Annotated in this window: 25 protein-coding genes; 11 read left to right on the forward strand and 14 right to left on the reverse strand. The window is 68.9% G+C overall.

Annotated elements, in window-relative coordinates; all coding sequences use genetic code 11:
- Positions 1-7: 7 nt before the first annotated feature.
- The 3 genes from IJ15_RS0119640 to IJ15_RS0119650 form a co-directional block, all read right to left on the reverse strand.
- Positions 8-1,351 (reverse strand): hypothetical protein, encoded by a 1,344-nt coding sequence (locus tag IJ15_RS0119640; protein ID WP_031940049.1) that lies wholly within the window; start codon positions 1,349-1,351, stop codon positions 8-10.
- A complete protein-coding gene (locus tag IJ15_RS24915; protein ID WP_037135733.1) occupies positions 1,348-1,641 on the reverse strand; it encodes a hypothetical protein in 294 nt (97 codons plus the stop codon). Before IJ15_RS24915 ends, IJ15_RS0119640 begins: the two co-directional genes overlap by 4 nt.
- 98 nt (positions 1,642-1,739) lie before the next feature.
- The gene (locus tag IJ15_RS0119650; protein WP_031940050.1) at positions 1,740-3,368 is read right to left on the reverse strand and encodes a fatty acyl-AMP ligase; all 1,629 of its coding nucleotides are present in this window, start codon (positions 3,366-3,368) and stop codon (positions 1,740-1,742) included.
- 151 nt (positions 3,369-3,519) lie between these two features.
- Here IJ15_RS0119650 and IJ15_RS0119655 point away from each other — a divergent pair, with 151 nt between their 5' ends.
- From IJ15_RS0119655 to IJ15_RS0119685, 7 genes are all read left to right on the forward strand, one after another.
- Positions 3,520-5,202: a peptide chain release factor 3 gene (locus IJ15_RS0119655; RefSeq protein ID WP_031940051.1), complete on the forward strand. Its 1,683-nt coding sequence runs from the start codon at positions 3,520-3,522 to the stop codon at positions 5,200-5,202.
- A gap of 114 nt (positions 5,203-5,316) precedes the next feature.
- Complete coding sequence (locus IJ15_RS0119660; RefSeq protein ID WP_031940052.1) at positions 5,317-5,892, forward strand: NADPH-dependent FMN reductase; 576 nt, start codon at positions 5,317-5,319, stop codon at positions 5,890-5,892.
- Positions 5,893-5,926: 34 nt separating this feature from the next.
- Entirely contained in the window at positions 5,927-6,595 is a 669-nt protein-coding gene (pnuC, locus tag IJ15_RS0119665; protein ID WP_031940053.1) for a nicotinamide riboside transporter PnuC, read from the forward strand.
- A 28-nt stretch (positions 6,596-6,623) separates the two neighbouring features.
- Entirely contained in the window at positions 6,624-7,496 is an 873-nt protein-coding gene (locus tag IJ15_RS0119670; RefSeq protein WP_031940054.1) for an LLM class F420-dependent oxidoreductase, read from the forward strand.
- A 108-nt stretch (positions 7,497-7,604) separates the two neighbouring features.
- Positions 7,605-8,003: a hypothetical protein gene (locus IJ15_RS0119675; protein ID WP_031940055.1), complete on the forward strand. Its 399-nt coding sequence runs from the start codon at positions 7,605-7,607 to the stop codon at positions 8,001-8,003.
- 22 nt (positions 8,004-8,025) lie between these two features.
- On the forward strand, positions 8,026-8,727 hold the full coding sequence (locus tag IJ15_RS0119680; protein WP_031940056.1) for a response regulator transcription factor: 702 nt from the start codon (positions 8,026-8,028) through the stop codon (positions 8,725-8,727).
- Positions 8,724-10,016, forward strand: coding sequence for a HAMP domain-containing sensor histidine kinase (locus tag IJ15_RS0119685; RefSeq protein WP_031940057.1), 1,293 nt, complete (start codon positions 8,724-8,726; stop codon positions 10,014-10,016). The genes IJ15_RS0119680 and IJ15_RS0119685 overlap by 4 nt, the downstream gene beginning before the upstream one ends.
- Before the next feature lie 6 nt (positions 10,017-10,022).
- Here the strand turns inward: IJ15_RS0119685 and IJ15_RS0119690 are convergent, their stop codons facing one another.
- From IJ15_RS0119690 to IJ15_RS0119725, 8 genes are all read right to left on the reverse strand, one after another.
- On the reverse strand, positions 10,023-11,057 hold the full coding sequence (locus tag IJ15_RS0119690; RefSeq protein ID WP_031940058.1) for an enoyl-CoA hydratase/isomerase family protein: 1,035 nt from the start codon (positions 11,055-11,057) through the stop codon (positions 10,023-10,025).
- A 29-nt stretch (positions 11,058-11,086) separates the two neighbouring features.
- Positions 11,087-11,803, reverse strand: a complete 717-nt coding sequence (locus tag IJ15_RS0119695; RefSeq protein ID WP_031940059.1) for a pyridoxine/pyridoxamine 5'-phosphate oxidase — start codon at positions 11,801-11,803, stop codon at positions 11,087-11,089.
- Between the two features lie 17 nt (positions 11,804-11,820).
- Complete coding sequence (locus tag IJ15_RS0119700) at positions 11,821-12,219, reverse strand: VOC family protein (RefSeq protein WP_031940060.1); 399 nt, start codon at positions 12,217-12,219, stop codon at positions 11,821-11,823.
- Entirely contained in the window at positions 12,216-12,713 is a 498-nt protein-coding gene (locus IJ15_RS0119705) for a nuclear transport factor 2 family protein (protein ID WP_031940061.1), read from the reverse strand. Before IJ15_RS0119705 ends, IJ15_RS0119700 begins: the two co-directional genes overlap by 4 nt.
- Positions 12,714-12,825: 112 nt before the next feature.
- A complete protein-coding gene (locus IJ15_RS0119710; protein WP_031940062.1) occupies positions 12,826-14,616 on the reverse strand; it encodes an ABC-F family ATP-binding cassette domain-containing protein in 1,791 nt (596 codons plus the stop codon).
- Positions 14,616-15,554: a 4-(cytidine 5'-diphospho)-2-C-methyl-D-erythritol kinase gene (locus IJ15_RS0119715; protein ID WP_031940063.1), complete on the reverse strand. Its 939-nt coding sequence runs from the start codon at positions 15,552-15,554 to the stop codon at positions 14,616-14,618. Before IJ15_RS0119715 ends, IJ15_RS0119710 begins: the two co-directional genes overlap by 1 nt.
- A 62-nt stretch (positions 15,555-15,616) precedes the next feature.
- Positions 15,617-16,360, reverse strand: coding sequence for an ABC transporter permease (locus tag IJ15_RS0119720; RefSeq protein WP_031940064.1), 744 nt, complete (start codon positions 16,358-16,360; stop codon positions 15,617-15,619).
- Between the two features lie 49 nt (positions 16,361-16,409).
- Positions 16,410-17,369 (reverse strand): ATP-binding cassette domain-containing protein, encoded by a 960-nt coding sequence (locus IJ15_RS0119725; RefSeq protein WP_031940065.1) that lies wholly within the window; start codon positions 17,367-17,369, stop codon positions 16,410-16,412.
- A 109-nt stretch (positions 17,370-17,478) separates the two neighbouring features.
- On the opposite strand from IJ15_RS0119725, the gene IJ15_RS0119730 reads away from it, so the two are divergent.
- Positions 17,479-18,447: a helix-turn-helix transcriptional regulator gene (locus IJ15_RS0119730; RefSeq protein ID WP_031940066.1), complete on the forward strand. Its 969-nt coding sequence runs from the start codon at positions 17,479-17,481 to the stop codon at positions 18,445-18,447.
- On the opposite strand, the gene IJ15_RS0119735 is transcribed toward IJ15_RS0119730, so the two are convergent.
- Positions 18,432-18,911 (reverse strand): nuclear transport factor 2 family protein, encoded by a 480-nt coding sequence (locus tag IJ15_RS0119735; RefSeq protein ID WP_231569600.1) that lies wholly within the window; start codon positions 18,909-18,911, stop codon positions 18,432-18,434. The two genes, IJ15_RS0119730 and IJ15_RS0119735, sit on opposite strands and share 16 nt — an antisense overlap.
- 162 nt (positions 18,912-19,073) lie before the next feature.
- A complete protein-coding gene (gene cspE, locus IJ15_RS0119740; RefSeq protein ID WP_031940068.1) occupies positions 19,074-19,277 on the reverse strand; it encodes a transcription antiterminator/RNA stability regulator CspE in 204 nt (67 codons plus the stop codon).
- A 322-nt stretch (positions 19,278-19,599) separates the two neighbouring features.
- Here cspE and IJ15_RS0119745 point away from each other — a divergent pair, with 322 nt between their 5' ends.
- Genes IJ15_RS0119745 through IJ15_RS0119755 form a run of 3 tightly spaced genes read left to right on the forward strand, consistent with a single transcriptional unit; the run spans position 19,600 to position 22,969 of the window.
- On the forward strand, positions 19,600-19,809 hold the full coding sequence (locus IJ15_RS0119745) for a heavy-metal-associated domain-containing protein (RefSeq protein ID WP_031940069.1): 210 nt from the start codon (positions 19,600-19,602) through the stop codon (positions 19,807-19,809).
- An 8-nt stretch (positions 19,810-19,817) separates the two neighbouring features.
- Positions 19,818-20,708, forward strand: a complete 891-nt coding sequence (locus tag IJ15_RS0119750) for a hypothetical protein (RefSeq protein ID WP_031940070.1) — start codon at positions 19,818-19,820, stop codon at positions 20,706-20,708.
- A complete protein-coding gene (locus tag IJ15_RS0119755) occupies positions 20,708-22,969 on the forward strand; it encodes a heavy metal translocating P-type ATPase (RefSeq protein ID WP_031940071.1) in 2,262 nt (753 codons plus the stop codon). Before IJ15_RS0119750 ends, IJ15_RS0119755 begins: the two co-directional genes overlap by 1 nt.
- Positions 22,970-23,031: 62 nt before the next feature.
- Here the strand turns inward: IJ15_RS0119755 and IJ15_RS0119760 are convergent, their stop codons facing one another.
- Entirely contained in the window at positions 23,032-24,639 is a 1,608-nt protein-coding gene (locus tag IJ15_RS0119760) for an ABC transporter substrate-binding protein (protein WP_031940072.1), read from the reverse strand.
- Between the last annotated feature and the right edge of the window lie 100 nt (positions 24,640-24,739).

Consider the following 24,739-nt stretch of genomic DNA (forward strand, 5'->3'; position numbering starts at 1 on the left):
GAATCCATCAGTAGCACACCGCCTTCCCCAACTCAGTTCCCAACCATCCAAAGAACCATGCACCACCGGAACCCCCCACAGCAGCGCCCACTGGCCCGAAAGCAGCACCCATGCTGGCACCACCCGCCCAACCACCCGCGGTCCCAGCGGCCCCAGCGATTGCCGCCTGGCACTTCGCTTCCGGCGAGTCCGCGGCATAGACATCCCAGAGTGCCGTACCGACGGCGAGCGCCGGTCCGCCGAATTTCGCTCCGTAGTGCAGGTTCTCGAGGGTATCGGCCGCGACATGCGGTATCGCATTCTTCATCGCGTTGCCCGTGTGTGTTTCGACGGCCGACAGGGCGCCTCCGGCGGTGGTCAGTACCGGGTGCGTGAAGAACTCGCTGTCCGGTGGGATCTCCTGCGGCTCCTTCCCTTCCGGGTAGACCATGGTTCGCACCCGGCCGTCCCTGTACTCGGTGCTCTCGACGCGGGTCCGGTCCTCGTAGGTGATGGATGTGACCTTGCCGCCGGTGTCGGACTCGTACGTCTTCGTGGTCGCCACGCGAGTGCCGTCGGGGTCGAAGTCCTCCTGGATCAGCATCGGACGCTCCTGCCACGAACCGGCGAAGGTGCTGGACTCGGTGAATACCTTCCGGCCGCCGTCCTGCATGAAAACCGTCTTCGTCTTCTCACCCTGATCGTTGACCGACAACTCGGTGCGGGCGACGGTCACGGCGGCGTCGAGATCCCGTTCCTGCTGCTGATAGTCGAGTAGCGGGATTCCGGCATTCATCGGAATGTCCGACTGCGGCTCACCGAGGCCCGCAACAGTCTCGAAGACCCCCAGTTCGGGCTCGATGTGCCCGTGCTTCGCCGCCGCCGCACGCAACGCATCCGACAACTCGTCATCGACCCGTCCGACCGCCGTCACCAGCGGGTTCAGATCCAGCTGCTCTGAATTCCGCTGTGCGATCAACTCGACCGCCGCTTCCGCCGACATCTCGCTCGGCTTCAGCGTCACCACCCAACGATCGGACACCTCGAACGGTCCCGCCTCGAGTTCGGCAACCCGGTTCAGGAGTGAGCTCTTGGCCGCAGTCAACGCATGGAACCCCTGTTCCATGGCATCGGCGAGGGCGGACGCCAGATCGTGGACGTCGGCGGCTTTCCGCTTCGCCCGTCCGAATGCGTCGGCCGCGGCGGCCTGCGCGACGCCGTCCCACGCCCGGATCTCGGGCAGGTCGTTGCACCGGCCCTCGATGGACACCGCGGCGTCCTCCACTCGGACGCCGCGCTCCCGCAGCGTCCGTTGTCCGGGAACGAGAGCGTCGAAGTTCCACGACGACAGGCGGGTTCGTGACGGGATCATGATGCGGGCAGCACCTTCTCGACCGACGACGCGAAGTCCTCGTCGGAGACTTCGTAGGACTCGGCGTTGCCGGATGCCGTCGCCGCGAGTGCGCCGTAACCGTCGGCGAGGGTGCGCCCTGATGCCGAGAGGAAGTCGCTCACCATTCGTGCCGCCCACTCCGAGGTCGACCCCGGCATGCCGGCGGTCCCCGAGACGATCGGTTCACGCAGATCCGTACCCGCGATCGTCTCCGACGTCTCCGCGGTCTCGCGCGCGAAGGCACGCAGAATCCCCTGGTCCACCAGCATCGAACAGTTCCCCCTGCGCCGATTCCCCCACCGGCCGGTCCCCTGCCGATCGGTCCGGACAGGATTGCACAGCACCCCCGGTGCGGCAAAGCGGTCCGTCAGAGCAGACTGATCGAACTCGACCGCCGCAGCTTGCCCGACGACGTCTTCGGGATCGACCCCGGTCCCAGGACCGCGACGGTGCGGGGGCGGACGCCGACCTCGGAGACCACGGCGTGCGCGACCTCCCGCTCGATGCGTCTGACCTCGTCCTCATCGTCGATTGCGTTGGTCTCCACCGCAACTGCGAAACTCTCCCGCTTGTCACCGGCGTCAAGTCGGATCGCGACCGCATTGCCGGGGCGCACACCCGCGACCGAACCGGCGGCACGCTCGATGTCGGTGGGATAGATGTTGCGACCCCCCATGATGATGACGTCCTTGACGCGACCGCAGACCACGACCAGCCCGTCCTCGGTGAAGTAGCCGATGTCGCCGGTGTTGATCCAGCCGTCGGCGTCCTGCGTCGCCACGGGGCCGTCGACGGTGAGATAGCCTGGGGTGACTGACTTTCCGCGCAGTTCGATGACGCCGACGGCCCGGCGCGGCAGTTCCAATCCGTCCCGTGCGACCACCCGACCCTCGAGACCGGGAACCAGCGGTCCGAGCGTGGGGAGGGGCCGCGCGTTGCTTCGGTTGGAGCGCACCGCCATTCCGCCGGCCTCGAGCAGGTCCGGGTCGATACGGTCGAGCACCATGCCCTGCCCGGGTTCGGGCACCGAGACCGCGAGCGTCACCTCGGCCATGCCGTACGTCGGAGCCAGCGCCAACGGATCGAGGCCGAATCGGGCGCCGGCCTCGGTGAGCGCGATCATCGTGTCCGGGTCGACCGGTTCGGCCCCGTTGAGCAGACACCGCATGCTCGACAGGTCGTACTCGCGGTCGGGAGCCTGCGCCAACCTGCGGGCCAGCAGGGAATACGCGAAGTTCGGTGCCGCGGTGACGGTTCCACGATACTTCCCCATCAGCTCCGCCCACAGCAGCGGCGATTTCAGGAAGTCGAGCGGGGTGATCTGGACCGTGGTGGCACCGATCTGCATCGGGACGGTGAGGAATCCGATCATGCCCATGTCGTGGAACAGTGGCAGCCAACTGATCATGACGTCGCGGTCGGGGTTGACCTTGACTCGATCGATCATCGCGTAGGCGTTGGCGTAGAAGTTGCCGTGCGTGAGCTGCACGGCCTTCGGCGAGCCCGTGGACCCGGACGTCAACTGCTGCAACGCAATGTCGTCCTCGGCCGTCTCGACCGGGTCGATGTCGGTTCCCGCGCGCATCTGTTCGATGGTCACGACGCCGATCCCCCGCTCGACGAGTAACGGGACCGCCGCCTCGAATGGCGACCCGACGATCACCGCAGTCGCCTCGATCATCGAGATGATCGCCTCGGTGTCCTGCGCCCACACCTGCAGATCGGTGCGCGGCGTCGGCTGGTGCAGCATCGTCACCGACGCGCCCCGCATCCAGGTCGCCTGACAGGCCGGGGCGATGTCGACCGGCATCCCGGCGAGGACCCCGATCGCGTCTCCATGCCCGATCCCGGCGGCGGCGAGCGCGCCGGCCATGCGGCGCGCGATCGCGTGGACCTCGCCCCACTCCTGGCGCAGCGGCGAGTCGGGCTCACCAGTGATCAGGGCCTGCGCACACGTCGCGGCCGTGGCATACATCTCGTCGGTGAACTTGCTCATCGCAAACTCCTGCCGGTCCCTGTCGGGACATTACGACTGCACCACCCGGTACCCGACACGTATATCCGCAAGCGGTGCCGACCTGTTACCGCCCGCCACCTCCCGAGTACCCTGGTAGCGGCCCGAATACCGACTCTCGAGAGGTTCACCGTTGAACAGCGCGCCCGACTCGGCCGAGCTCACCACCGCCGAGACGGCGTCCACCACGGGAGCCGTCCCCAAGTCCCTGAAGTCCGAGGTCGCGCGACGTCGCACGTTCGCGGTCATCGCACACCCCGACGCCGGTAAGTCCACGCTCACCGAGGCCCTCGCGTTGCACGCGAAGAAGATCTCCGAGGCCGGTGCCGTGCACGGCAAGGCCGGCCGCAAGGCCACGGTGTCGGACTGGATGGAGATGGAGAAGGCGCGCGGCATCTCGGTGTCGTCGACGGCCCTGCAGTTCAACTACCACTCCGACGAGGCCCCCGACGACCAGATCAACGTCATCAACCTCGTCGACACGCCCGGTCACTCCGACTTCTCCGAGGACACCTACCGGGTGCTGACCGCCGTCGACGCGGCCGTCATGCTCATCGACGCCGCCAAGGGCCTCGAGCCGCAGACCCTGAAGCTGTTCCAGGTGTGCCGTCACCGCGGCATCCCGGTCATCACCGTGATCAACAAGTGGGACCGCCCGGGTCGCACCCCGCTGGAACTGCTCGACGAGATCGACGAACGCATCAACCTCACCCCGACCCCGCTGTACTGGCCGGTCGGTATCGCCGGCGACTTCCGCGGACTGCTGCGGCGAGGCGAGGACGGCACCGCGAGCGAGTACGTCCGCTTCACCCGCACCGCCGGTGGCGCGAAGATCGCGCCCGAGGAGCGGATGACGCCCGATCAGGCGCTCGAACGCGAGGGTGACGAGTGGGCGACCGCCGCCGAGGAGAGCGAACTGCTCTCCGCGACCGGCCAGGACCACGACCAGGAACTGTTCCTCGCCGGGCAGACGTCACCGGTGATCTTCGCGTCCGCGATGCTCAACTTCGGTGTCCGGCAGATCCTCGACGCCCTCATCGCGCTCGCGCCGCCGCCGCGGGAGCGCCTGGACATCACCGACAAGCCGCGCGAGGTCACCGACCCGTTCAGTGCCGTCGTGTTCAAGGTGCAGGCCGGCATGGACACCGCGCACCGCGACCGCCTGGCGTTCATGCGCGTAGTGTCCGGAGTGTTCGAGCGCGGCATGGTCGTCACGCACGCCCAGACCGGCAAGCCGTTCACCACCAAGTACGCGTTGACGGTGTTCGGCCGCGACCGCAACACGGTCGAGAGCGCGTACCCCGGCGACATCGTCGGCCTGGTCAACGCCAACGCACTCGCGCCCGGCCACACGCTGTTCAGCGAAAAGAAGGTGGAGTTCCCGCCGATCCCGTCGTTCGCGCCCGAGCACTTCTCGGTGCTGCGCGCCGAGAGCGCCAGCAAGTACAAGCAGTTCCGCCGGGCCGTCGACCAGCTCGAGTCCGAGGGTGTCGTGCAGATCCTGCGCAACGACATCCGCGGCGACGCGTCCCCCGTCATGGCGGCAGTCGGTCCCATGCAGTTCGAGGTGGTTGCGGCCCGCATGAAGGCCGAGTTCAACGTCGAGGCCCGGATGGAGCCGCTGGGCTACGCCCTGTGCCGCCGCACCGATGCCGAGTCCGCCGTCGAGCTGGGCCGTCAGCGCGGCGTGGAGGTGTTCACGCGCACCGACGGCGTCCTGCTGGCACTGTTCAGCGACAAGTGGCGCCTGCAGTACATCCAGAAGGAGATGCCGGAGCTCACGCTCGAGGCGCTCGTCGCCGCCGGCGATCAGTAGCCGAGCTCACCCCGCGACTGGTTGACATTTCAACCACATCGGCACACGATGGAGTCATCCAAATGTAGTTGAATCGTCAACTACATTGATCGGAGCCGAACCGAGGAGACATCCATGCTCAAGATCGCCGTCATCACCGGATCCACCCGCCCCGGCCGCGTCAACCGCCAGGTCGCCGAGTGGGTACTGACACAGGCCCAGCAGCGCGGCGACGCCGACTACGAACTGGTCGACATCGCCGACTACGCCCTGCCGGTCCTCGACGAGCCCTACCCCGCCGGCATGCAGAACTACCAGCACGAGCACACCAAGAACTGGTCCGCCAAGATCGCCGAGTTCGACGGCTACATCTTCGTCACCGGCGAGTACAACCACTCCGTGACGCCAGCACTGGCGAACGCCATCTCGTACCTGAATGCCGAGTTCGCGAACAAGGCCGCCGGCATCGTCAGCTACGGCTCCGCCTTCGGGGTCCGGGCCGTCGAGCACCTGCGCGGCATGCTTTCCGAGCTCCAGGTCGCACACGTGCAGAAGACCGGAATGTTCTCGCTGTTCACCGACTTCGAGAACTTCTCCACCTTCGCCCCGACCGAACTGCAGGCCGCCTCGCTCGCCCCGGTCCTCGACCAGCTGGTGCCGTGGACGCGCGCCATGAAGTCCGTCCGGGAGTCCGCAATGGCCACCGCCTGACAGCCCGTGAACCGCTGCGAGTAGAACTGGTGCAGTGAATCCCCTGACCGCCCTCTTCGACGCCGAACTGCACCTCGGCGGGGCCGTCATCCTGTGGCGCGAGATCATCGGGAACGCGTTCGGTATCGCGTCGGCGATCGGCGGGATGAAGCGCGTCGTGTGGGCGTGGCCAGTGGGCATCATCGGCAACGCGCTGCTGTTCACGGTCTTCATGGGCGCCGTGTTCCACACCCCGCAGGACCTCAACCTGTACGGGCAGGCCGGCCGCCAGCTGCTGTTCATCACGGTGAGCGTGTACGGCTGGACGCGCTGGCTGCAGTCGCGGCACGACTCCGGCAAGGCGGTGCTCCCCCACTGGGCATCGACTCGCGCGCGGGTCGGGATGATCGCGACGATGATCGTCGGCACCGTCGTGTTCGCGAAGGTGTTCGAGGCGCTCGGCTCATGGGGCCCGTGGCCCGACGCCTGGATCTTCACCGGCTCGATCCTCGCCACCTACGGCATGGCCCGCGGCTGGACCGAGTTCTGGCTGATCTGGATCGGGGTCGATGCCGTCGGCGTGCCGCTGCTCTTCAGCGGCGGCTTCTACCCGTCCGCGATCCTGTATCTCGTCTACGCGGGCTTCGTGCTGTGGGGTTTCGCGGTGTGGCTGCGCATCCAGAAGCAGTCCGCGCAGCAGTCGAAGGCGATCACAGCGGAATGATCCACCGACCGGTCCGGTTGGACCCGGTATGGCAGCGGTCACACACGACACGGCAGATACCCCTTCGTACGGAAAGTTCGGCGTCTGGCGCCACGCCTTCGGGCTGCAACCCGAGGTGGGCGCCGAGATCGAACGACTCGGTTACGGCGCGATCTGGGCCGGCGGCTCCCCGCCCGCCGACCTGCAGGTGATCGAGGATCTGATCGCCGGCACCGAGAAGATCACCGTCGCAACCGGCATCGTCAACATCTTCTCCGCCCCGGCCGACGAGATCGCGAAGTCCTACCAGCGCATCGAGTCCCGCCATCCCGGACGCTTCGTCCTCGGCATCGGCGTCGGACACCCCGAGGTGCCCGGCATGGGAGTCGAGAAGCCGTACGACGCCCTCGTCCGCTACCTCGACGTCCTCGACGACGCGGGCGTCCCGAAGAACCGGCGCGTCCTTGCGGCACTCGGCCCGAAGGTCCTGAAACTGGCTGCCGACCGATCCGCCGGCGCCCACCCGTACCTGACGCCGCCGGAGCACACCCGGCAGGCACGGGAGATCCTCGGCCCGGACGCGCTGCTCGCGCCCGAGCAGAAGATTGTGCTGAGCACCGACGTCGAATCCGCTCGGACGATCGGCCGCGACGCCGTCGAGAACCCGTACCTGCACCTGCGCAACTACCGCCGCAACCTCGAGCGCCTCGGTTTCCCAACCGAGGAACTCGACGACGGCGGCAGCGACCGGGTGATCGACGCCCTGGTCGCGCACGGCGATGCGGCCACGATCGCCCCGCGGCTCACCGCACACCTCGATGCCGGAGCCGACCACGTCGCGATCCAGGCGCTACCGATGGCCGGCGACCCGCTCCCGGCACTGCGCGAGCTGGCCGCCGAACTCGAAATCGGCGGGGTGTGAATCCCTCACCAATCCCTAAGACTTCGCCAACGGATACCGAGTTCTGCGCTCGTAGCTTGGTCGGTGTCGGGGCCGCCGGGGCTCCGACACCGAACGAGGAGTCCGACCATGACCAAGTCCCTCATCCGCAATGTCAGCCGCCGCAAGGTCGCCGTCGCCGCCGCGAGCATCGCCGCGGTCGGCGCCCTGGCCGTCCCCGGCGTCGCGTGGGCACAGAACGCCCTTCCCGGCGGCGAACCGGTCGCCGTCTCGACTCCCGCCGCGGAAGTCACCGCAGCCTGCTCGACCGAGAACCTGTCGGACGAGGAGATCCAGAAGCTGAAGGACGAGGGAGCCGAGAACGGCACCGTCGGCACCGACGCCGTCGCATCCACGGAGTCCATCCCCGCGTCCGAGATGACCGCGGCGATCTCGGTCGACCCCGCACCCGCAGTCGCGGAGCCGACCGACAGCACCGACAGCACCGACAGCACCGACGCGGTGATGATCACAGCGCGCGCCTGCTGAGCACGCCTCGAGGACGGGCACTATGGATCGAGTGACCGATAACGCCCGCATCCTGCTCGTCGACGACGACGTCAAGGTCCTGTCCTCCCTCACGCGGGGGCTCCGACTGTCCGGATTCCAACTGGAGACCGCGGCGGACGGGGCCACCGCGTTGGGGGCAGTCGCCGCGTCGTGCCCGGATGCGATCGTTCTCGACGTCAACATGCCTGGACTCGACGGGGTCAGTGTCGTGACCGCACTGCGGGCGATGGGCAACGACGTCCCGATCTGTGTGCTCAGCGCGCGCAGCACAGTCGGCGACCGGATCGCGGGACTCGAGGCCGGCGCCGACGACTACCTCACCAAACCCTTCGAGCTCGGCGAACTGGTGGCCCGGCTACGAGCGCTGCTGCGCCGCGCACCGCGCACCCCGGCGCCCGCCGGCACCATCACGGTGGGACCGCTCGAGGTGGACCTGCCGGGACGGCGGGTCCACATGGGCGGCACGCGGGTCGAACTCACGAAACGGGAATTCGATCTGCTGGCGGTGCTCGCGGAGAACGCCGGCATCGTGCTGAGCCGGGTGCGTCTGCTGGAGTTGGTATGGGGCTACGACTTCGACGCCGACACCAACGTCGTCGACGTCTTCGTGACCTACCTGCGGAAGAAGCTGGAGGCGAACGGAATGCCGCGAGTACTCCACACCGTCCGCGGTGTCGGCTTCGTGCTGCGGGAACAGCCGTGACGGCCCGCCGATCCTCGCTGTCGCTGCGGACCCGGGTCGCACTGGTCTCCGGACTGGCCGCCGCCATCGTCATCGTCGCGATCGGGGCGGCTTTCGCAGTGTTCCTGCGCGTCAACGAATCCGACCAACTCGACCGCACCCTCGACGCGGTGTCCCTCAGTGTCGCCTCGCAGGTCACCGCAGCGAGCGAGACCAGCCCTGCGATGGGTTCCCCCGACGTCGGCACCGTCCCCTCGGTGACGGCCACCGAACCCGAGCCGGTCCGCACGACGACGATCGACGGTACCTCCGTGCGGGCGAAGGACGTTCCGATCGGCGGAGCGGTCGGCCAGGTGGTCGCCGTGTCGGTTCCCGAGGACGCACTCAGCCGCGCCATCCGGGAACAGCAGTGGCAGGTCGCCGCGGTCGCCGCCGCCGCGATCGCGGTCGCCGCCGGACTCGGCTGGCTCCTCGCCGGGCGGGCGGTACGGCCACTGCAGCGCCTCGCCGCCGCCACCCACACGGTGGGAGACGAGTTGCCCGCGGCGCTCCCCGACATCCGCGGTGCCCGCGAAGCGGAAGAACTCGGCGACGCGATCCGGCACATGCTCGACCGGATAGGCAAGGCCCAGAATCGGACCCGGGAAGCACTCGGCGCGGCCCGCGACTTCGCGGCCGTCTCCGCCCACGAACTGCGCACGCCGCTCACCTCGATGCGCACCGATCTCGAGGTACTCGCGACCATGCCGCTCACCGACGAACAGCGCACCGAGATCCTTTGCGAACTACGCGCCACCGAACGGCAGATCGATGCCACCCTCACCGACCTCGAGAGTCTGGCGGTGGGCGAGTTGTCCGACGTCGCCGATCACGAGGACATCGATCTCGTGGAGCTCGCGGACCGCTGCGTGCAGGAATCGTCCCGACGCCTGCCTCACGTGGCGATCACACTGACCGCCCCGCCGACGCTACCGATGCGCGGGCTGCCGTCGGGTCTCCGGATGGTGCTCGAGAACGCGATCGCGAATGCCGACCGGCACGGGCGCGCCGACCGCATCGAGATCACCGTCGCCGGGACCACGCACGCAGTCACGATCACCGTCGACGACAACGGCATCGGCGTCCCGGAGGACGAGCGGACAACGGCGTTCGAGCGCTTCGCACGAGGCGTGTCCGCGCACCCCGACGGCTCCGGGCTGGGGCTGGCCCTGATCGCGCAGCAGGCAGCGCTGCACCGGGGCACCGCCGAGCTGACCGACAGTCCACTCGGCGGCGCCCGGCTGCGGATCGACCTGCCGGCAGCCCACTGACCGCAGCTAGTCCGCCAGGTCGGCCGTGATCTCCGTGAACAACGCCTCGATCGCCTCGGCATCGATGTCGTCGATCGACGGCGGATTCCACGACGGCGTGCGGTCCTTGTCGACCAGCACCGCGCGCACACCCTCGACGAAGTCGGCGTTGCGGGTGACCTCGGCACCGAGGACCAGTTCGAGCGCCAGGCACTGCTGCAGCGTCAGCCCCGCACCCCGGCGCACCAACTCCGCGGTGATCCACAGGCTGCTGGGAGCCAGCGTCGTGAGCGCCTCACGAGTCTGCTTGGACCACTCGTCGTCGCCGGTCAGCCGCGCGATCATGTCGGTGACACTGCCCGACCCGAAGACCCGGTCGATCTCGCCGAGCTGCTCCTTCAGCTCCGACGCCGGCGCGTCGACGCTGTAGCGGGCGAGCACGCCGTCCAGATCCCCGCCGCTCCCGGCTCGGATCTCGTCGGCGAGGGCGCCGAGCTTGTCGCTGGGCACGAAGTGGGTGGCCAGTCCGGTGACGACGGCATCGGCGGCGGAGGCGCGGGCACCGGTCAGGCCCAGGTACATGCCCGTAGCGCCGGTCAGCCGGGGCAGGAAGTAGCTGGCCCCGACATCGGGGAAGAAGCCGATCGCGGTCTCGGGCATCGCGAGCACGGCCTTCTCGGTCACCACACGCACCGACCCGTGCACCGAGATGCCGAGGCCGCCGCCCATCGCGTGCCCGTCGATCAGCGCAACATACGGCTTGGGATAGTTCGCGATGAGCGCATTGAGTTCGTACTCGGTGGAGAAGAACTTGTGGACGGCATTGTGGTCACGGTCCAGTGCGGACTGCCGCACCGACTTGATGTCGCCACCGGCGCAGAATGCCCGGTCCGACGAACTGGTCACCAGCACCGCCGCGATGGCGTCGTCGTCCCGCCACTGCACCAGTGCCGCATGTATGTCCCGGATCATGCTCGCATCCAAGGCGTTGAGTGCCCTCGGGCGATCGAGCACGATCTCCGCGACGTTTCCGTGTACCCGGGTCTGGATGAACGACGTCACCGGACCTCCTTATGTTCTTCTCGATCGGTTCACGGCCACAGCGCGTCACGGACCCAGCCCACGCCCTCGACTTCCAGGCTGCGCCGGTACCGCACCCGCAGGTGCCGGCGGCCCGGATCGGCGTGCCAGAACTCCACCGTCTCCGGGACCAGACGCCAAGCCTGCCAGGTGTCCTCGACGTAGGACGGATCGGCCTCCACCTCGGCCACCGACGCCCGCACCGCGGCGTCGTACTCGCCGACATCGGTGAGGATCTCGCTCTGCCGACTGGCCGCGGCCACCGCACGCGCCGTCACGGACCGTTCCCGGAAGTCGCGTGCGCTCACCTCCGCCTCACCGCGCACGACCGGACCCCGCACCCGCACCTGACGGCCCTGCTCCCGCCAGTAGAAGGTCAGCGCGGCAACCGGATCAGCGTCCAACTGCCGCGCCTTGGGCGAACGCCGGTCCGACGAGAACCACCAACCGGCCTCAGTGACGTCCTTCAGCAACAGAGTGCGGGCGTCGGGTGCGCCGGCCTCGTCCACCGTCGACAGCGTCGCGACGTGCGGTTCGACCACCCCGGCCTCGACGGCCTCCTCGAGCCAGTCCACGAACAGCGCCATCGGATCGGCGGGCAGCGCCGCGCCTGCCGCAGCGCCGGGCATGGGGAGACCGGTCGTGGGGGCAGTGGCCGATGCACCGGGAATGGCTCGGATCCAGCTACGGGTGTCCGGATACGACGCACGGGTCTGCTTGGCGGACATACGCCGAACCCTAGTCGTCACTCCTTGATCGGGCCGGACAGCATCCAGCGATGCCCGAACGGGTCGATCAGCGTCGCGTTGCGGCGGCCGTGGTTCTCCGAGATCCACCGCTCCACCGTGCCGCCGGCGTCGTGGGCACGTTCGAGCACCAGGTCGGTGTCGTCGACGGGCAGCATCAGACTCACCGACGTGGCACCCGATTCCGGTGCGCTGAGCCCCATCTCCGGGAACTCCTCGGCCAGATAGATCATCCCGGACTGCAGTCGTAGTTCGGCGTGCCCGATCCGGCCGTCGTCCATCACGATCGGTTCGCCCACCAACTGGGCACCGAACGCCTTTCGGTACCACTCGATCGCCTGCACCGCCCCGCGCACCGTGAGATACGGCAGGGCCCCTGCGGCAGGAAGATCCGTCACGGCACGATCCCGGACGCCGTTCCGGACGGCGGCGACCCGATCAGGGCCCACCGGTTCGACGTGAGGCGGAAACTCGGCATGTCCGCGAGCGAGTACACCGACTCGTAGGTGCGCTCGTACGAGGTCTGCGCGATCTTCCACCGGCCGGCGGCATCCCGCCGGTAGCTGTCCTGGTAGAAGGCCGCGCCGTGCATCATCATCTGGTCGCCGGGCACCACGACGGTGTCGGACAGGTACCAGATCCCCGTCGCGGTGTCCCCGTGCACGTCGATCTCCGGATGGCCGCAGTGGTGCTCGGTGATCACGTGCGGACCGAGAGTGTCCTGCAGGAACGATACGAATGCATCCCGCGAATCGAATCGGAGATGCTCGGCGTACGTGGCCGTGGCCTCGGGCAGGAGGGTGTCCGCGAAGTCGACCCACGACTTGGTGTCGAGGGCACGCACGTACCGGTACTTGAGCCGACTGATCTCGGCAATCGCCTCCAGATCCACGCTGCCCGCCCTCCGCCCGAACCCGTACGGTACAAGTGCAGGCTAACCGTCACCACGGACTTTTGGGGTCCGTAGTGCGATTATCGTTGCCGGGCAGCTACATCGCCGCGCCTCAGTCGAACTCGGCCGCGAGCTCCATCCACTGCTCCTCCGCGGCCTCCTTCTCGGCCACCACCTGCTTGAGCTCCGCGTCGAGGGCCATCAGCTTCGCCGGATCGGTGGCCGCCTCCGCGAGCTGGGCGTGCAGTTTCGCCTCGCGGTCGTCGAGCTTGGCGACCGCCCGCTCGAGCCGGGACAGTTCCTTGCGGGCCGCCCGATCGGCGGCGCCGTCCCGGGCCACCTTCGGCCCGGACGCCCCGGCCGTGGACGCCACCGACTGCGCCACGTTCTCCGGCTTCTGTGCCAGCACCGCGCGCCGCCGCAGGTACTCCTCGATCCCACCGGGCAGGTTGGTCAGCTTGCCGTCCCCGAACAACGCCCACGTGGTGTCGCAGATGCGCTCGATCAGGTACCGGTCGTGGGAGATGACGACCATCGTGCCCGCCCAACCGTCGAGAAGATCCTCGAGCTGCTGCAGGGTGTCGATGTCGAGGTCGTTGGTGGGCTCGTCGAGCAACAGGACGTTCGGCTCGGCCATCAGCACGCGGGTCAGCTGCAGGCGACGGCGCTCGCCACCGGACAGGTCACCGACCGGGGTGCGCTGACGGGCCGGGGCGAAACCGAGCCGCTCGGCGAGCTGGCCGGCCGAGACCTCCTTGTCGCCCAGCGTGATCCGCTCCGCGACATCCTTGACGGCGTCGAGCACCCGCATGTCGGTGGGCAGGTCGTCGAGTTCCTGGCGCAGCCAGCCGATCTTCACCGTCTGACCCTGGATCCGCTTGCCGGTCGCCGGTTCCAGTTCGCCCGCGAGGGTGCGCAGCAGCGTCGTCTTGCCGGAGCCGTTGACGCCGACCAGGCCGACGCGCTCACCCGGGGCGAGCCGCCACGTGAGGTCGTGGACCAGTTCGCGGCCGTCCGGGGTGGTCAGCTTGGCGTCCTCGAGTTCGATGACGACCCGGCCCAGGCGCCGCTTCGCGAACGATGCGAGCGCGATGCTGTCGCGTGGCGCGGGGACATCGGCGATGAGCGCCTCGGCCGCCTCGACCCGGTACTTGGGCTTGGAGGTGCGGGCCTGCGGGCCGCGCCGCAGCCACGCGAGTTCCTTGCGCGCCAGGTTCTGCCGGCGCTCCTCGGCGGCGTCGGCCTGCCGGGACCGTTCGGCGCGGGCGAAGATCCAGTCGTTGTAGCCACCCTCGTAGCTTTCGACCTTGCCGCCCACCACTTCCCACGTGCGGTTGGCGATGGTGTCGAGGAACCAGCGATCGTGGGTGACGACGACCAGCGCCGAACGCCGCGCGACGAGATGCTCGGCGAGCCACTGCACGCCCTCGACGTCGAGGTGGTTGGTGGGCTCGTCGAGCACCAGCAGATCGAGATCCTGCACCAGCGCTGCCGCCAGCGCCACCCGCCGCCGCTCACCACCGGAGAGTCCGTCGACCTTGGCGTCCAGGCCGAGGTTGTCGATGCCGATCCCCGCGAGGATGCTGCGGATCCGCGCGTCGCCCGCCCACTCGTGGTCCGCGACGCCGAGCGGTCCGAGAACCACGTCGCCGACCGTCGAGCCCTCGGGCAGGACGCCGCGCTGGGTGACGACCGCCATCCGCAGACCGCCGACCCGGCTGACCCGGCCGGAGTCGGGCTCCTCGAGACCGGCGAGCACCTCGAGCATCGTGGTCTTGCCGCCACCGTTGAGGCCGACGACGCCGATTCGCTCGCCCTCCTGCACGCCGAGCGAGACGGAGTCGAGCAGCGGCTTGACGCCGAAGGACTTCGAAACCTGTTCGAGATTGATCAAATTCGCCATCAGTGGCTGCCTTCTTCCGGCTCGGGATCGATCACGCGTGCGCCGGGGACGGGCCCGCTCGCGACGCGTACGGTGCGGCACACTCCCGCACCCGAGAGTTCGGCCCCCACCGCGACCGCGGCGTCGGCGTCCTCGCACAGGAACGCGCACGTCGGGCCGGAACCCGACACGATCCCGGCCAGTGCGCCCGCGGTGACGCCGGCGCGCAGGGTGCGACGAAGATCGGGGGCCAGCGACAGCGCCGCCGCCTGCAGGTCGTTGCCGAGCAGTGGCGCCAACGCGGCCGCGTCACCGGTCGCGAGCGCGCGCATCAGGTCCGCGACGTCACCTACCCGCGGCGGATCGCCCTCCGCGCGGAGCCGATCGAGTTCGCGGAACACCGTCGGCGTCGACAGCCCGCCCTTCGCGAGCGCCAGCACCCAGTGGAACGTGTTGCGTGAGAGCACCGGCAGCAGCTTCTCGCCGCGCCCGGTGCCGACCGCGGTCCCACCGTGCAGGGAGAACGGGACGTCGCTGCCCAGGCGTGCCGCGAAACCGCTCAACTCGTCGCGGCTCAGACCCAGACCCCACAGCTGGTCGAGGGCCACCAGCGCCGCGGCCGCGTCGGCGCTGCCGCCCGCCATGCCGCCGGCGACCGGGATGCCCTTGACGATCGAGATCTCGACGTCGGGTGCGACCCCCGCCTCGGCGGCCAGCAACTCGGCGGCCTTCCACACCAGGTTCGTGTGGTCGGTCGGGACCGTCGCCGCGCCCTCTCCGCGCACCCGGACCGTCAGGGTCTCCGCGGGCACCACCGAGAGGTCGTCGCTGAGGGAGAGCGCCTGGAAGACCGTGCTGAGTTCGTGATAGCCGTCCTCGCGCAGGTCGCCGACGGCAAGGTGCAGGTTGACCTTGGACGGGGCCCGGACCGTGACGGGGCGTGGGACGACGGAAAGCACAATTTCCAACAATAGGCGCTCGGCGCGGGGTCACGAAAACGCACCTCAGGCGCCACTTCCGCCTATCGCACGGACCGGACGCCGACACCCAGTCCGACGACCGCGACGGTGACTGCCGCGACCACCCCGGAAAGCACCGCTCCCGACGCGAGATCGCCCGCGAACAGGGCGCGCTCGGCGTCGACGACGTACCCGAGCGGGTTGATCGCGACGAGTGCCCGCATCCAACCCGGGGCGTCGTCGAGAGGCAGCATCGTGCCCGACAGGATCAGCATCGGGAACATCAACGTCTGCTGCACCACCCAGAACATCCAGTCCTGCTCCCGCACCGCCAGCGCGAGCGCGTAGGACAGGGCGCCGAGGCCCACGCCGAACACCCCGAGCAACACGATGCCGACCAGGGCACCGAGCGGATCGACGTCCAGACCCAGCGGCAGCGCCACCAGGATGATCAGGACGGCCTGCGCGGCAAGGGGAACCATCTCCTTCGCCGCCCGCCCGATCAGCAACGAGGACCGGTGCACCGGCGTCACCAGCATCCGCTCGTGCGAGCCCTGCTGCATCTCCATCAGCAGATTCGAGCCGGTCATCGAGGTGCCGAAGATCGCGATCATCACCAGCACACCGGGGATGAACCAGTTCCACACGCCCTCCTCCATCCCGGGCACGCCCTTCAGCAGTGGGCCGAACAGGGCGAGCAGGATCAGCGGCTGCGCGAGGCTGAACACGACGCTCACCGGGTCGCGCAGTGTCGGTCGCAGTTCACGCGCCATGACGATGCTGCTGTCGCGGACGATGCCGGTCATGAGAGGTCTCCTCGGGTCTGGAAGTCGAGTGGTGTGGAAGGGAACGCGCTCACGCGGCGGCCGTCTCACGCAGGCTGCGTCCGGTCAGGCCGAGGAAGACGTCGTCGAGGGTGGGGCGGGTGATCTCCGCGGTCGCGACCCGCAGGCCGTGTCCCTCCGCGATCCGCAACAGCTCCGGCAGGGTCACGTCGCCCTGACTCGTCCGGACCAGCACGGTGGCACCGGCCACCTCGACGCCGCGGACCGTGACCAGCGTTTCCGCAAGCCCCGCGACCCGGGTCGCCGCCGCCGGGTCGTCGAGCCCGATGGTCAGCAGGTCCCCCGCGAGATCGGACTTCAGGGCGGTCGCGGTGTCGTCGGCGATCACCGTGCCGCGGTCGATCACGATCACCCGCTCGGCCATCGCGTCGGCCTCCTCGAGGTAGTGCGTCGTGAGCACGATCGTCGTGCCGCTCTGCGCCCGGAGCCGCAGGATGTGTTCCCACAGGTTGGCGCGGCTCTGCGGGTCCATCCCGGTGGTCGGCTCGTCGAGGAACAGCAACGGCGGCCGGTGCACGAGCCCGAGGGCGATGTCGAGGCGTCTCCGCTGACCGCCCGACAGCGTGCTCACCTTCCGCGCGGCCAGGTCGGCGAGCTCCAGCGCCTCGAGGAGCTCGTCCGCCCGGGCACCCGACGCCGCCTTCGCCATGCCGTAGCACTGCCCCTGCGTCACCAGTTCGTCCCGGACCCGCTGGTTGTGGCCGGCCCCGCTGCCCTGCCCCACATACCCGATCCGGCGGCGGACCTCGTCGCGGTCGACGGTGACGTCGAAGCCCGCGACACTCGCCCGACCTGACGTCGGCGCCAACAGCGTGGTCAGCATTCGGAGCGTCGTCGACTTGCCCGCACCGTTGGGTCCGAGCAGCGCCACCAGCTCGCCGTCGGCCACCTCGAGTTCGACGCCCACCACCGCGTCCACCGTGTTCTTGCCCTGCTTGAAACGTTTGGTCAACGCCTCCGTGCGGATCATCGCGTGCATCGTTCCTGCCTCCCGGTGTCAGTGGCCCGTTCCCTGTCGCCACGAAACTAGGAGCAATTGCGGACACCTACCGTCCGCTTTCGATGGGATGCTCGAACGCATGCGGGAAACATCGGCACGACTGCTGCGACTGCTGTCCCTGCTCCAGACCCGCCGGGACTGGTCCGGTGACGAACTGGCGGAGCGGCTCGACATCACGCCACGCACCGTCCGGCGCGACGTGGACAAGCTGCGTCGCATCGGCTACCCGGTGGATGCGACGGTGGGCGTCGGGGGCGGTTACCGACTCGGTGCCGGCGCCGAGATGCCGCCCCTGCTGCTCGACGACGACGAGGTCCTCGCCGTCGCGCTCGGCCTGCAGTCCGGTGCCACCGGATCCGTGGTCGGGATCGGCGATTCGTCACTGCGGGCGCTGACCAAGCTGCGGCAGGTGATGCCGTCGCGGCTGCGGCACCGCCTCGAATCACTGCAGGTGGACGTCGTGCACCGGGAACCGGCGCCGAGCGCCGTCGACGCCGCGGTGCTGTCGGCGATCGCGTCCGTGTGCCACAACCACGAGCGGTTGAGGTTCGACTACCGCACCCACGACGGCAGCGAGAGCCGGCGCGAGGTGGAGCCGCATCGGCTCGTCCGGTCCGGGCAGCGCTGGTACCTGGTCGCGTGGGACACGATGCGCGACGACTGGCGCTCCTTCCGGGTCGACCGAATGGAACCCAAGATCCCGACCGGGCCCAGATTCACGCCCCGCGAACTGCCGCCCGGGGGCGCCGCCGAATTCGTGGCCCGCGGCGTCGACCGGGCCGTCACGCAGGTCCGCGCGCGCGTACTGCTCCACGCCGAGATCGACGAGATCGCCCCGATGGTGGACGCCGCGTGGGCCACCCTCGAGGACGCCCCGGACGACCGCTGCGTGGTGGCGCTGGGCGGCGACTCACTGCAGTCCATCGCGCGCTGGCTCAGCGCGTTCGACGTCGACTTCACCGTGCTCGACCCGCCCGAGCTGCGCGACGAGTGCCTGCGCAGGGCGGAACGGCACGCACAGGTCGCCGAGCGCTACCGCGGCGCCTGACCGGGCACGTCCATCCAACTGCCGCCGACGTCGTTGCGGATCCACTCGACCTCGATCCGCCGGTCCGCGATGGCCCACCGGCCGTCGCGGCGCTCGAATCGGTCGAGATACCGCAGCCACACGGTGAGGAAGTTGCGGGTGGGATTGCCGGCGTCGGCTGCGCTGGTGTGCTGCGCCATCACGTAGGTCTCGGTGTCGGCCGTATCGCCGGCGAGGTCGATCAGCATGTTCCCCACGAAGTGGAATGTCCGGTCGAACAGTCCGAAGCCGGCGGGGTCACCGAGGAAGTCCATGAACTCGTCGACGCCGCCCTGGTAGAAGGGGGCGTAATCGTTGTGGGCGTCGTCGAAGAAACACTCCCGCACCAGGCCCCAGTCGCGCCGGTCGACGCCGCGGTAGTAGCGGTGGAGCACGTCACCGATCTCGGCTCGATCGCTGAGTGCACGGGGCTCGTAGGGCGTCACCTCGGTCCTTCCGTCACGCGGGCGCGGTTGCCGAACCATACTTCCGATTCGGGGACGAGGCGACGATTCGGGCCCGGACACACGGAACGGGGCCCCACTCCCGAAGGAGTGGGGCCCCGTCCTCGGCGTCAGTCCGGCTCAGCCGGACAGATCCGTGTCAGCTCAGACAGCGGTGACGTCGGTGGCCTGCGGGCCCTTGTTGCCCTGGCCGACCTCGAAGCGCACGCGCTGGTTCTCTTCCAGGGTGCGGAAGCCGTTGGTCTGAATGGCCGAGTAGTGGACGAAGACGTCGGCGGAGCCGTCGTCGGGCGCGATGAAGCCGAAGCCCTTTTCAGCGTTGAACCACTTCACGGTGCCTTCTGCCATGTTTCTTTCTCTCCTCTTACACAGTGCAAACTCGGGAAACTCCAGGTCAGGGGTTCCCGGGCCGGTGTTACTCGGCGGCTACGTCGCTCTCAGGAGAGACCTCGTCCGCCCGCAACTTCAGGATTTGCGAGCGTGGACTATCACAAACACAAAAACTACGACCGACATCAGTCAACCACAACCAGCGCCGATGCGCATCGACTCGGCCCAGAAGTGGCCTACATCTCGAATCGACACCTTGCGCTCGATACCCCCTGGGGGTACCTTTCGAAGTGTTCGTCAATACCCACACGGGGTAGTGGTAACACAGAGGGAGATCACCATGAGCACCGCCGAGTACACCGTCACCGGAATGACCTGCGGACACTGCGTCTCCTCGGTGAAGGAGGAGGTCGGCGAGATCGCCGGCGTCTCCGACGTCACCGTCGATCTCGCGTCGGGCCGCCTCACGGTCACCTCCGCCGCCCCGCTCCCCGACTCCGCGATCACCGCCGCGGTCGAGGAAGCCGGCTACACCGCACAGCCGATCTAGGACATCCGATGCGCACGTCCACCACGCTCATCGCCTACGCCGGGGGTCTCGCGGTCGTCTTCGCCGCTGCCCTCGGCGTGGGCGCCGTCACGGGAAGCCCGATCGACATGACGAGCACACACACCGACGGCCACGCAGCCGCCGACACGACATCGACGTCGGGAGTCCCCGCGGGGCTGCAGGTCTCGCAGGACGGCTACACCCTCGGCGAGATCACCTCGCCCACCCGCGCCGGCGAGGCCGGCACGCTCGGCTTCCGCATCGAGGACGCCGACGGCGCCCCGGTCACCGCGTACGACGACCTGCACGAGAAGCAGCTCCATCTGATCGTCGTCCGCTCCGACACCAGCGAGTTCCGGCACGTCCATCCCACGCTCGGCGCCGACGGCACGTGGACGATCGACTGGACCTGGCCCACCGGCGGCACCTACCGGGTGTTCGCGGACTTCCAGGCCACCGGCGCTCCCGCGCAACTCACCCTCGGCCGCAACGTCGACGTCGCGGGCGATCTGGAACCGGCGCCGCTGCCCGCGGCGACGGACACCGCGAGCGTCGACGGCTACACCGTCACCCTCACCGGTGACCTCACCACCGCCGGCGGACCGCTCGCACTGACGGTCTCACGAGACGGTGTCCCGGTCACCGACCTCGACCCCTACCTCGGCGCGTACGGCCATCTGGTCGCACTGCGCGCCGGCGACCTCGCCTACCTGCACGTCCACCCGGAGGGTGAACCCGGGGACGGGGTCACCGCCCCCGGACCCGACGTCACGTTCCACGCGCAGGCCCCGAGCCCCGGCACCTACCGGCTGTACCTCGACTTCCAGCACGAAGGAGGCGTCCGTACCGCCGAGTTCACCGTTCCGGTCGGCCCCGACGGACACGAAGGAGGGCACTGATGACCACCACCGAACTCGCAACCACGCGTGACGGCACCGTCGAACTCGCGATCGGCGGCATGACGTGCGCCTCGTGCGCCGCACGAGTCGAGAAGAAGCTCAACAAGATCGAGGGCGTCACCGCCACCGTCAACTACGCCACCGAGAAGGCGAAGGTGACCTTCGACGGTTCGGTCAGCACCGACGATCTCGTCACGGCCGTGGAGAGCGCCGGGTACACCGCGACCCTGCCCCTTCCCCCCGCCGCGGCGGACGACGGCGCGGGCAGCGAGGACCCTCACGATCGCGAACTCACCGCGCTGCGCACCCGGCTGATCGTCTCGACCGTGCTGTCGGTTCCTGTGATCGCGATGGCGATGATCCCGGCGCTGCAGTTCACCAACTGGCAGTGGCTCTCACTGGCACTGGCCGCACCGGTGATCGTGTGGGCGGGACTGCCGTTCCACCGCGCTGCGTGGACCAACCTGCGCCACGGCGCCGCGACGATGGACACCCTCATCTCGCTGGGCACGTTCGCCGCGTTCGCGTGGTCGCTGTACGCGCTGTTCTTCGGCACCGCCGGCACCCCCGGCATGACGCACGAGTTCGAACTGACGATCAACCGGATGGACGGCGCCGCGAACATCTACCTCGAGGTCGCGGCCGGGGTCATCACGTTCGTGCTCGCGGGCCGGTACTTCGAGGCCAAGTCCAAGCGCACCGCCGGCGCCGCGCTGCGGGCCCTCCTCGAGCTGGGTGCCAAGGAAGTCTCGGTGCTCCGTGACGGGGTCGAATCCCGCATCCCCGCAGACCAGTTGAGCGTCGACGACCTATTCGTCGTCCGCCCCGGCGAGAAGATCGCCACCGACGGTGTCGTCGTCGAGGGCAGCTCCGCGGTCGACATGAGCATGCTCACCGGCGAATCGGTACCCGTCGAGGTCGGCGTCGGCGACGACGTCGTCGGCGCCACCGTCAACGCGGGTGGACGCCTCGTGGTCCGGGCCCGCCGCATCGGCAGCGACACCCAACTCGCGCAGATGGCAGCCCTCGTCGAGGACGCCCAGAACGGCAAGGCCGAGGTGCAGCGGCTCGCCGACCGCATCTCTGGGGTGTTCGTCCCCATCGCGATCGCGATTTCCGTTGCCGCCCTGGGCTACTGGATCGGCACCGGCAACCCGCTGCAGGTGGCGTTCACTGCCGCCGTCGCGGTGCTCATCATCGCGTGCCCGTGTGCCCTGGGCCTCGCGACGCCGACCGCACTGCTGGTCGGCACCGGCCGCGGTGCCCAACTGGGTGTGCTCATCAAGGGACCCGAGGTCCTCGAGACCACCCGCGGCGTCGACACCATCGTGCTCGACAAGACCGGCACCGTCACCACCGGCAAGATGACCCTCGTCGACGTCGTCACCGCCGACGGCACCGACCGGGACCAGGCCCTGCGCCTGGTGGGCGCGCTGGAGAACGCGTCCGAGCATCCGATCGCCCAGGCCCTCGCGGCCGGCGCCGCCGATACCGTCGGCACGCTGCCCGGCGTCGAGGACTTCGTCAACGTCGAAGGCAAGGGAGTGCAGGGCATCGTCGACGGCCACGCCGTGGTCGCCGGACGCGAGAGCCTGCTCGCCGACTGGTCGCAGCATCTACCGGCGGACCTCGCGGAGGCCAAGCAGGACGCCGAGCGGCGAGGGCAGACCGCGATCGCAGCCGGCTGGGACGGACAGGCGCGCGCCGTGTTCGTCGTCGCCGACGCGATCAAGGACACCAGCGCGGATGCGGTCCGACGCTTCAAGGAACTGGGACTGACCCCGGTGCTGCTCACCGGCGACAACGAGACGGTGGCCCGCACCGTCGCCGCGCAGGTCGGCATCGACACCGTCATCGCCGAGGTCCTGCCCGGCGACAAGGTCGAGGCGGTCAAGGACCTGCAGGCGCGCGGCAAGGTCGTCGCGATGGTCGGCGACGGCGTCAACGACGCCGCAGCGCTCGCCCAAGCCGACCTCGGCCTGGCGATGGGCACCGGCACCGACGTCGCGATCGAGGCCAGCGACATCACCCTAGTCCGCGGCGACCTGCGGTCCGCGGCCGATGCGATCGAGTTGTCGCGCAGGACTCTTCGCACCATCAAGGGCAACCTGTTCTGGGCCTTCGCCTACAACGCGGCGGCGATCCCACTGGCCGCGGCGGGTCTGCTGAATCCGATGCTCGCCGGTGCCGCGATGGCGTTCTCGAGTGTGTTCGTCGTCAGCAACAGCCTGCGGCTGCGACGGTTCCGCCCGTCGACGTAGACGCACCGACCACGAGGCCCGGCGACCACACCACGGTCGCCGGGCCTCGTCGTGTCATCGGGTCAGTTGCGACCCGCCTTGTCGAGCAGCATGATTCCCGTCGCGGTCGGCACGACGCCGCCGACGTTCTCCTGCCACGCCACGTAGATCATCACCGAGCTCACCGGGACGCTGGGAACAGTCTCGTTCCACAACGTCTGGATCTCGGCCAGCACACCGCGGATCTGATCGTCGCCGTCGGCCGCCTGCAGCTTCCCGAGCAGCGCGTCCATCTGCGGATTCGAGTATCCGGAGAAGTTCGACGTGGAGTTCCCGGCCAGGGTGGTCTGCAGTCCCAGGAACGGAATGGCCTCGTACAGGCCGATACCGGCGTGCGCCATGTCGAAGTCCCGCTGGACGTACACCTGCTTGACGATGTCACCGGCGTTGTTGGCGTTAATGATGTTCACCGTGAAGCCGACCGCCTGCAGCAGCGACTGCACGGCCATGCCGATCGCGGCCTCGCTCGGCTCCTGCAGCACGATGTAGTTCAGCGTGCCGTCGTAGCCGTCGGCCTTCGCCTCGTCGAGCAGCTTGCGGGCGGCCTCCGGGTCGAAGGGCACGCCGTCCACATCCGTGGCCCAGCGGGAGAGGTCGTTGAACATCGCCTTGCCGGGCAGCCCGAGACCGTTGTCGCCGCGCTGACCGACCAGTTCCGGATCGATCGCCAGCGCGATCGCCCGGCGCACCCGGACATCCGCGCCCGGACGTCCCTCGCGGTTGTTGACCAACTCGGCACCACCGCTGTTGAGGATGCTGAAGTAGCCGGGGTAGCCGGCGTCGATCGTGTCGTAGATGGCCTGCGGGTTACCGCGCAGGAAGCCGATGTCGATGCCGTCGGTCTTCATCGACTCGAGGTTTTCCCGGGAGCCGCTGAGCGCGACGAACTTCAGCTTGTCGGCCTTCGGCTTGCCGTTCCAGTAGTCGGCACGCGCGGTGAGCATCCGCTCCTCGTTGGGCGCGTAGCGCTCCATCACGAAGGGGCCGGCGCCGATCGGCTTGAAGGCCTCGCCCTCACCGGCACCGGGGGCGACGATCATGCCGTGGCCGAGTGCGAGCATCGACGGGAAGGTCGGCCACGCCGTGCGGAGACGGAACTCGACCGTCTGCGGATCCACCGCGGTGGTCGATTCGACAGCCTCGAGCCACACCGCGGCGCCGTTGCCCTTGTTGGTGTTGTAGCGATCGATGCTGGCCACCACCGCGTTCGCGTCGAGCGGCGTACCGTCACTGAACGTCACTCCCGGGCGCAGCTTCAGCGTCCACACCGTGCCGGCGTCGTTCCCCGTCAACGACTCCGCCAGTCGCGGTTCGTACTCGTTGGTGTCGCCGTCGTAGCGCAGCAGCACGTCGTAGACGGCCGCCAACTCGTCGCCGCCGCTACCACCGCGGGCCGCGGTCTTCGCCGGGTCCAGGACGGCCGCGAGGGCCTGCACGCTGAATGTCAGCTGCGGCGTCGAACCAGTCGGGTCCCCGGCCTGCTCCCCCACCAATCCCACCGCGGGCGGGGTCCGGGTGTCGCCGCTCTCGCCACTGCCGCTGCTCTCCGAACTCGCACAGCCCGCGAGAGCCAACGCACCGGCCACCATCACTGCTGTCAGGCTCTTACCGAACCTCGTCCTGCTACCCACGCACCCTCCAGTCACCCAGGTGTGACGCCCGCCACACGCTGGAGTGGACGTTAGCCCGCGGCGAAACGCACGGAATGCCCGCTCCCATTGAGTGAGAATT

Source organism: Prescottella defluvii, assembly GCF_000738775.1.
Lineage (GTDB): Bacteria > Actinomycetota > Actinomycetes > Mycobacteriales > Mycobacteriaceae > Prescottella > Prescottella defluvii.

Coding starts and splice junctions, on each gene's coding strand:
- IJ15_RS0119710 (WP_031940062.1), bottom strand. CDS start 14,616: ATGGCGAATTTGATCAATCTCGAACAGGTTTCGAAGTCCTTCGGCGTC.
- IJ15_RS0119640 (WP_031940049.1), bottom strand. CDS start 1,351: ATGATCCCGTCACGAACCCGCCTGTCGTCGTGGAACTTCGACGCTCTC.
- IJ15_RS0119745 (WP_031940069.1), top strand. CDS start 19,600: ATGAGCACCGCCGAGTACACCGTCACCGGAATGACCTGCGGACACTGC.
- IJ15_RS0119755 (WP_031940071.1), top strand. CDS start 20,708: ATGACCACCACCGAACTCGCAACCACGCGTGACGGCACCGTCGAACTC.
- IJ15_RS0119750 (WP_031940070.1), top strand. CDS start 19,818: ATGCGCACGTCCACCACGCTCATCGCCTACGCCGGGGGTCTCGCGGTC.
- IJ15_RS0119670 (WP_031940054.1), top strand. CDS start 6,624: ATGGCAGCGGTCACACACGACACGGCAGATACCCCTTCGTACGGAAAG.
- IJ15_RS0119725 (WP_031940065.1), bottom strand. CDS start 17,369: ATGATCCGCACGGAGGCGTTGACCAAACGTTTCAAGCAGGGCAAGAAC.
- IJ15_RS0119695 (WP_031940059.1), bottom strand. CDS start 11,803: ATGTCCGCCAAGCAGACCCGTGCGTCGTATCCGGACACCCGTAGCTGG.
- IJ15_RS0119730 (WP_031940066.1), top strand. CDS start 17,479: ATGCGGGAAACATCGGCACGACTGCTGCGACTGCTGTCCCTGCTCCAG.
- IJ15_RS0119680 (WP_031940056.1), top strand. CDS start 8,026: ATGGATCGAGTGACCGATAACGCCCGCATCCTGCTCGTCGACGACGAC.
- IJ15_RS0119675 (WP_031940055.1), top strand. CDS start 7,605: ATGACCAAGTCCCTCATCCGCAATGTCAGCCGCCGCAAGGTCGCCGTC.
- IJ15_RS0119660 (WP_031940052.1), top strand. CDS start 5,317: ATGCTCAAGATCGCCGTCATCACCGGATCCACCCGCCCCGGCCGCGTC.
- IJ15_RS24915 (WP_037135733.1), bottom strand. CDS start 1,641: ATGCTGGTGGACCAGGGGATTCTGCGTGCCTTCGCGCGCGAGACCGCG.
- IJ15_RS0119720 (WP_031940064.1), bottom strand. CDS start 16,360: ATGACCGGCATCGTCCGCGACAGCAGCATCGTCATGGCGCGTGAACTG.
- IJ15_RS0119650 (WP_031940050.1), bottom strand. CDS start 3,368: ATGAGCAAGTTCACCGACGAGATGTATGCCACGGCCGCGACGTGTGCG.
- cspE (WP_031940068.1), bottom strand. CDS start 19,277: ATGGCAGAAGGCACCGTGAAGTGGTTCAACGCTGAAAAGGGCTTCGGC.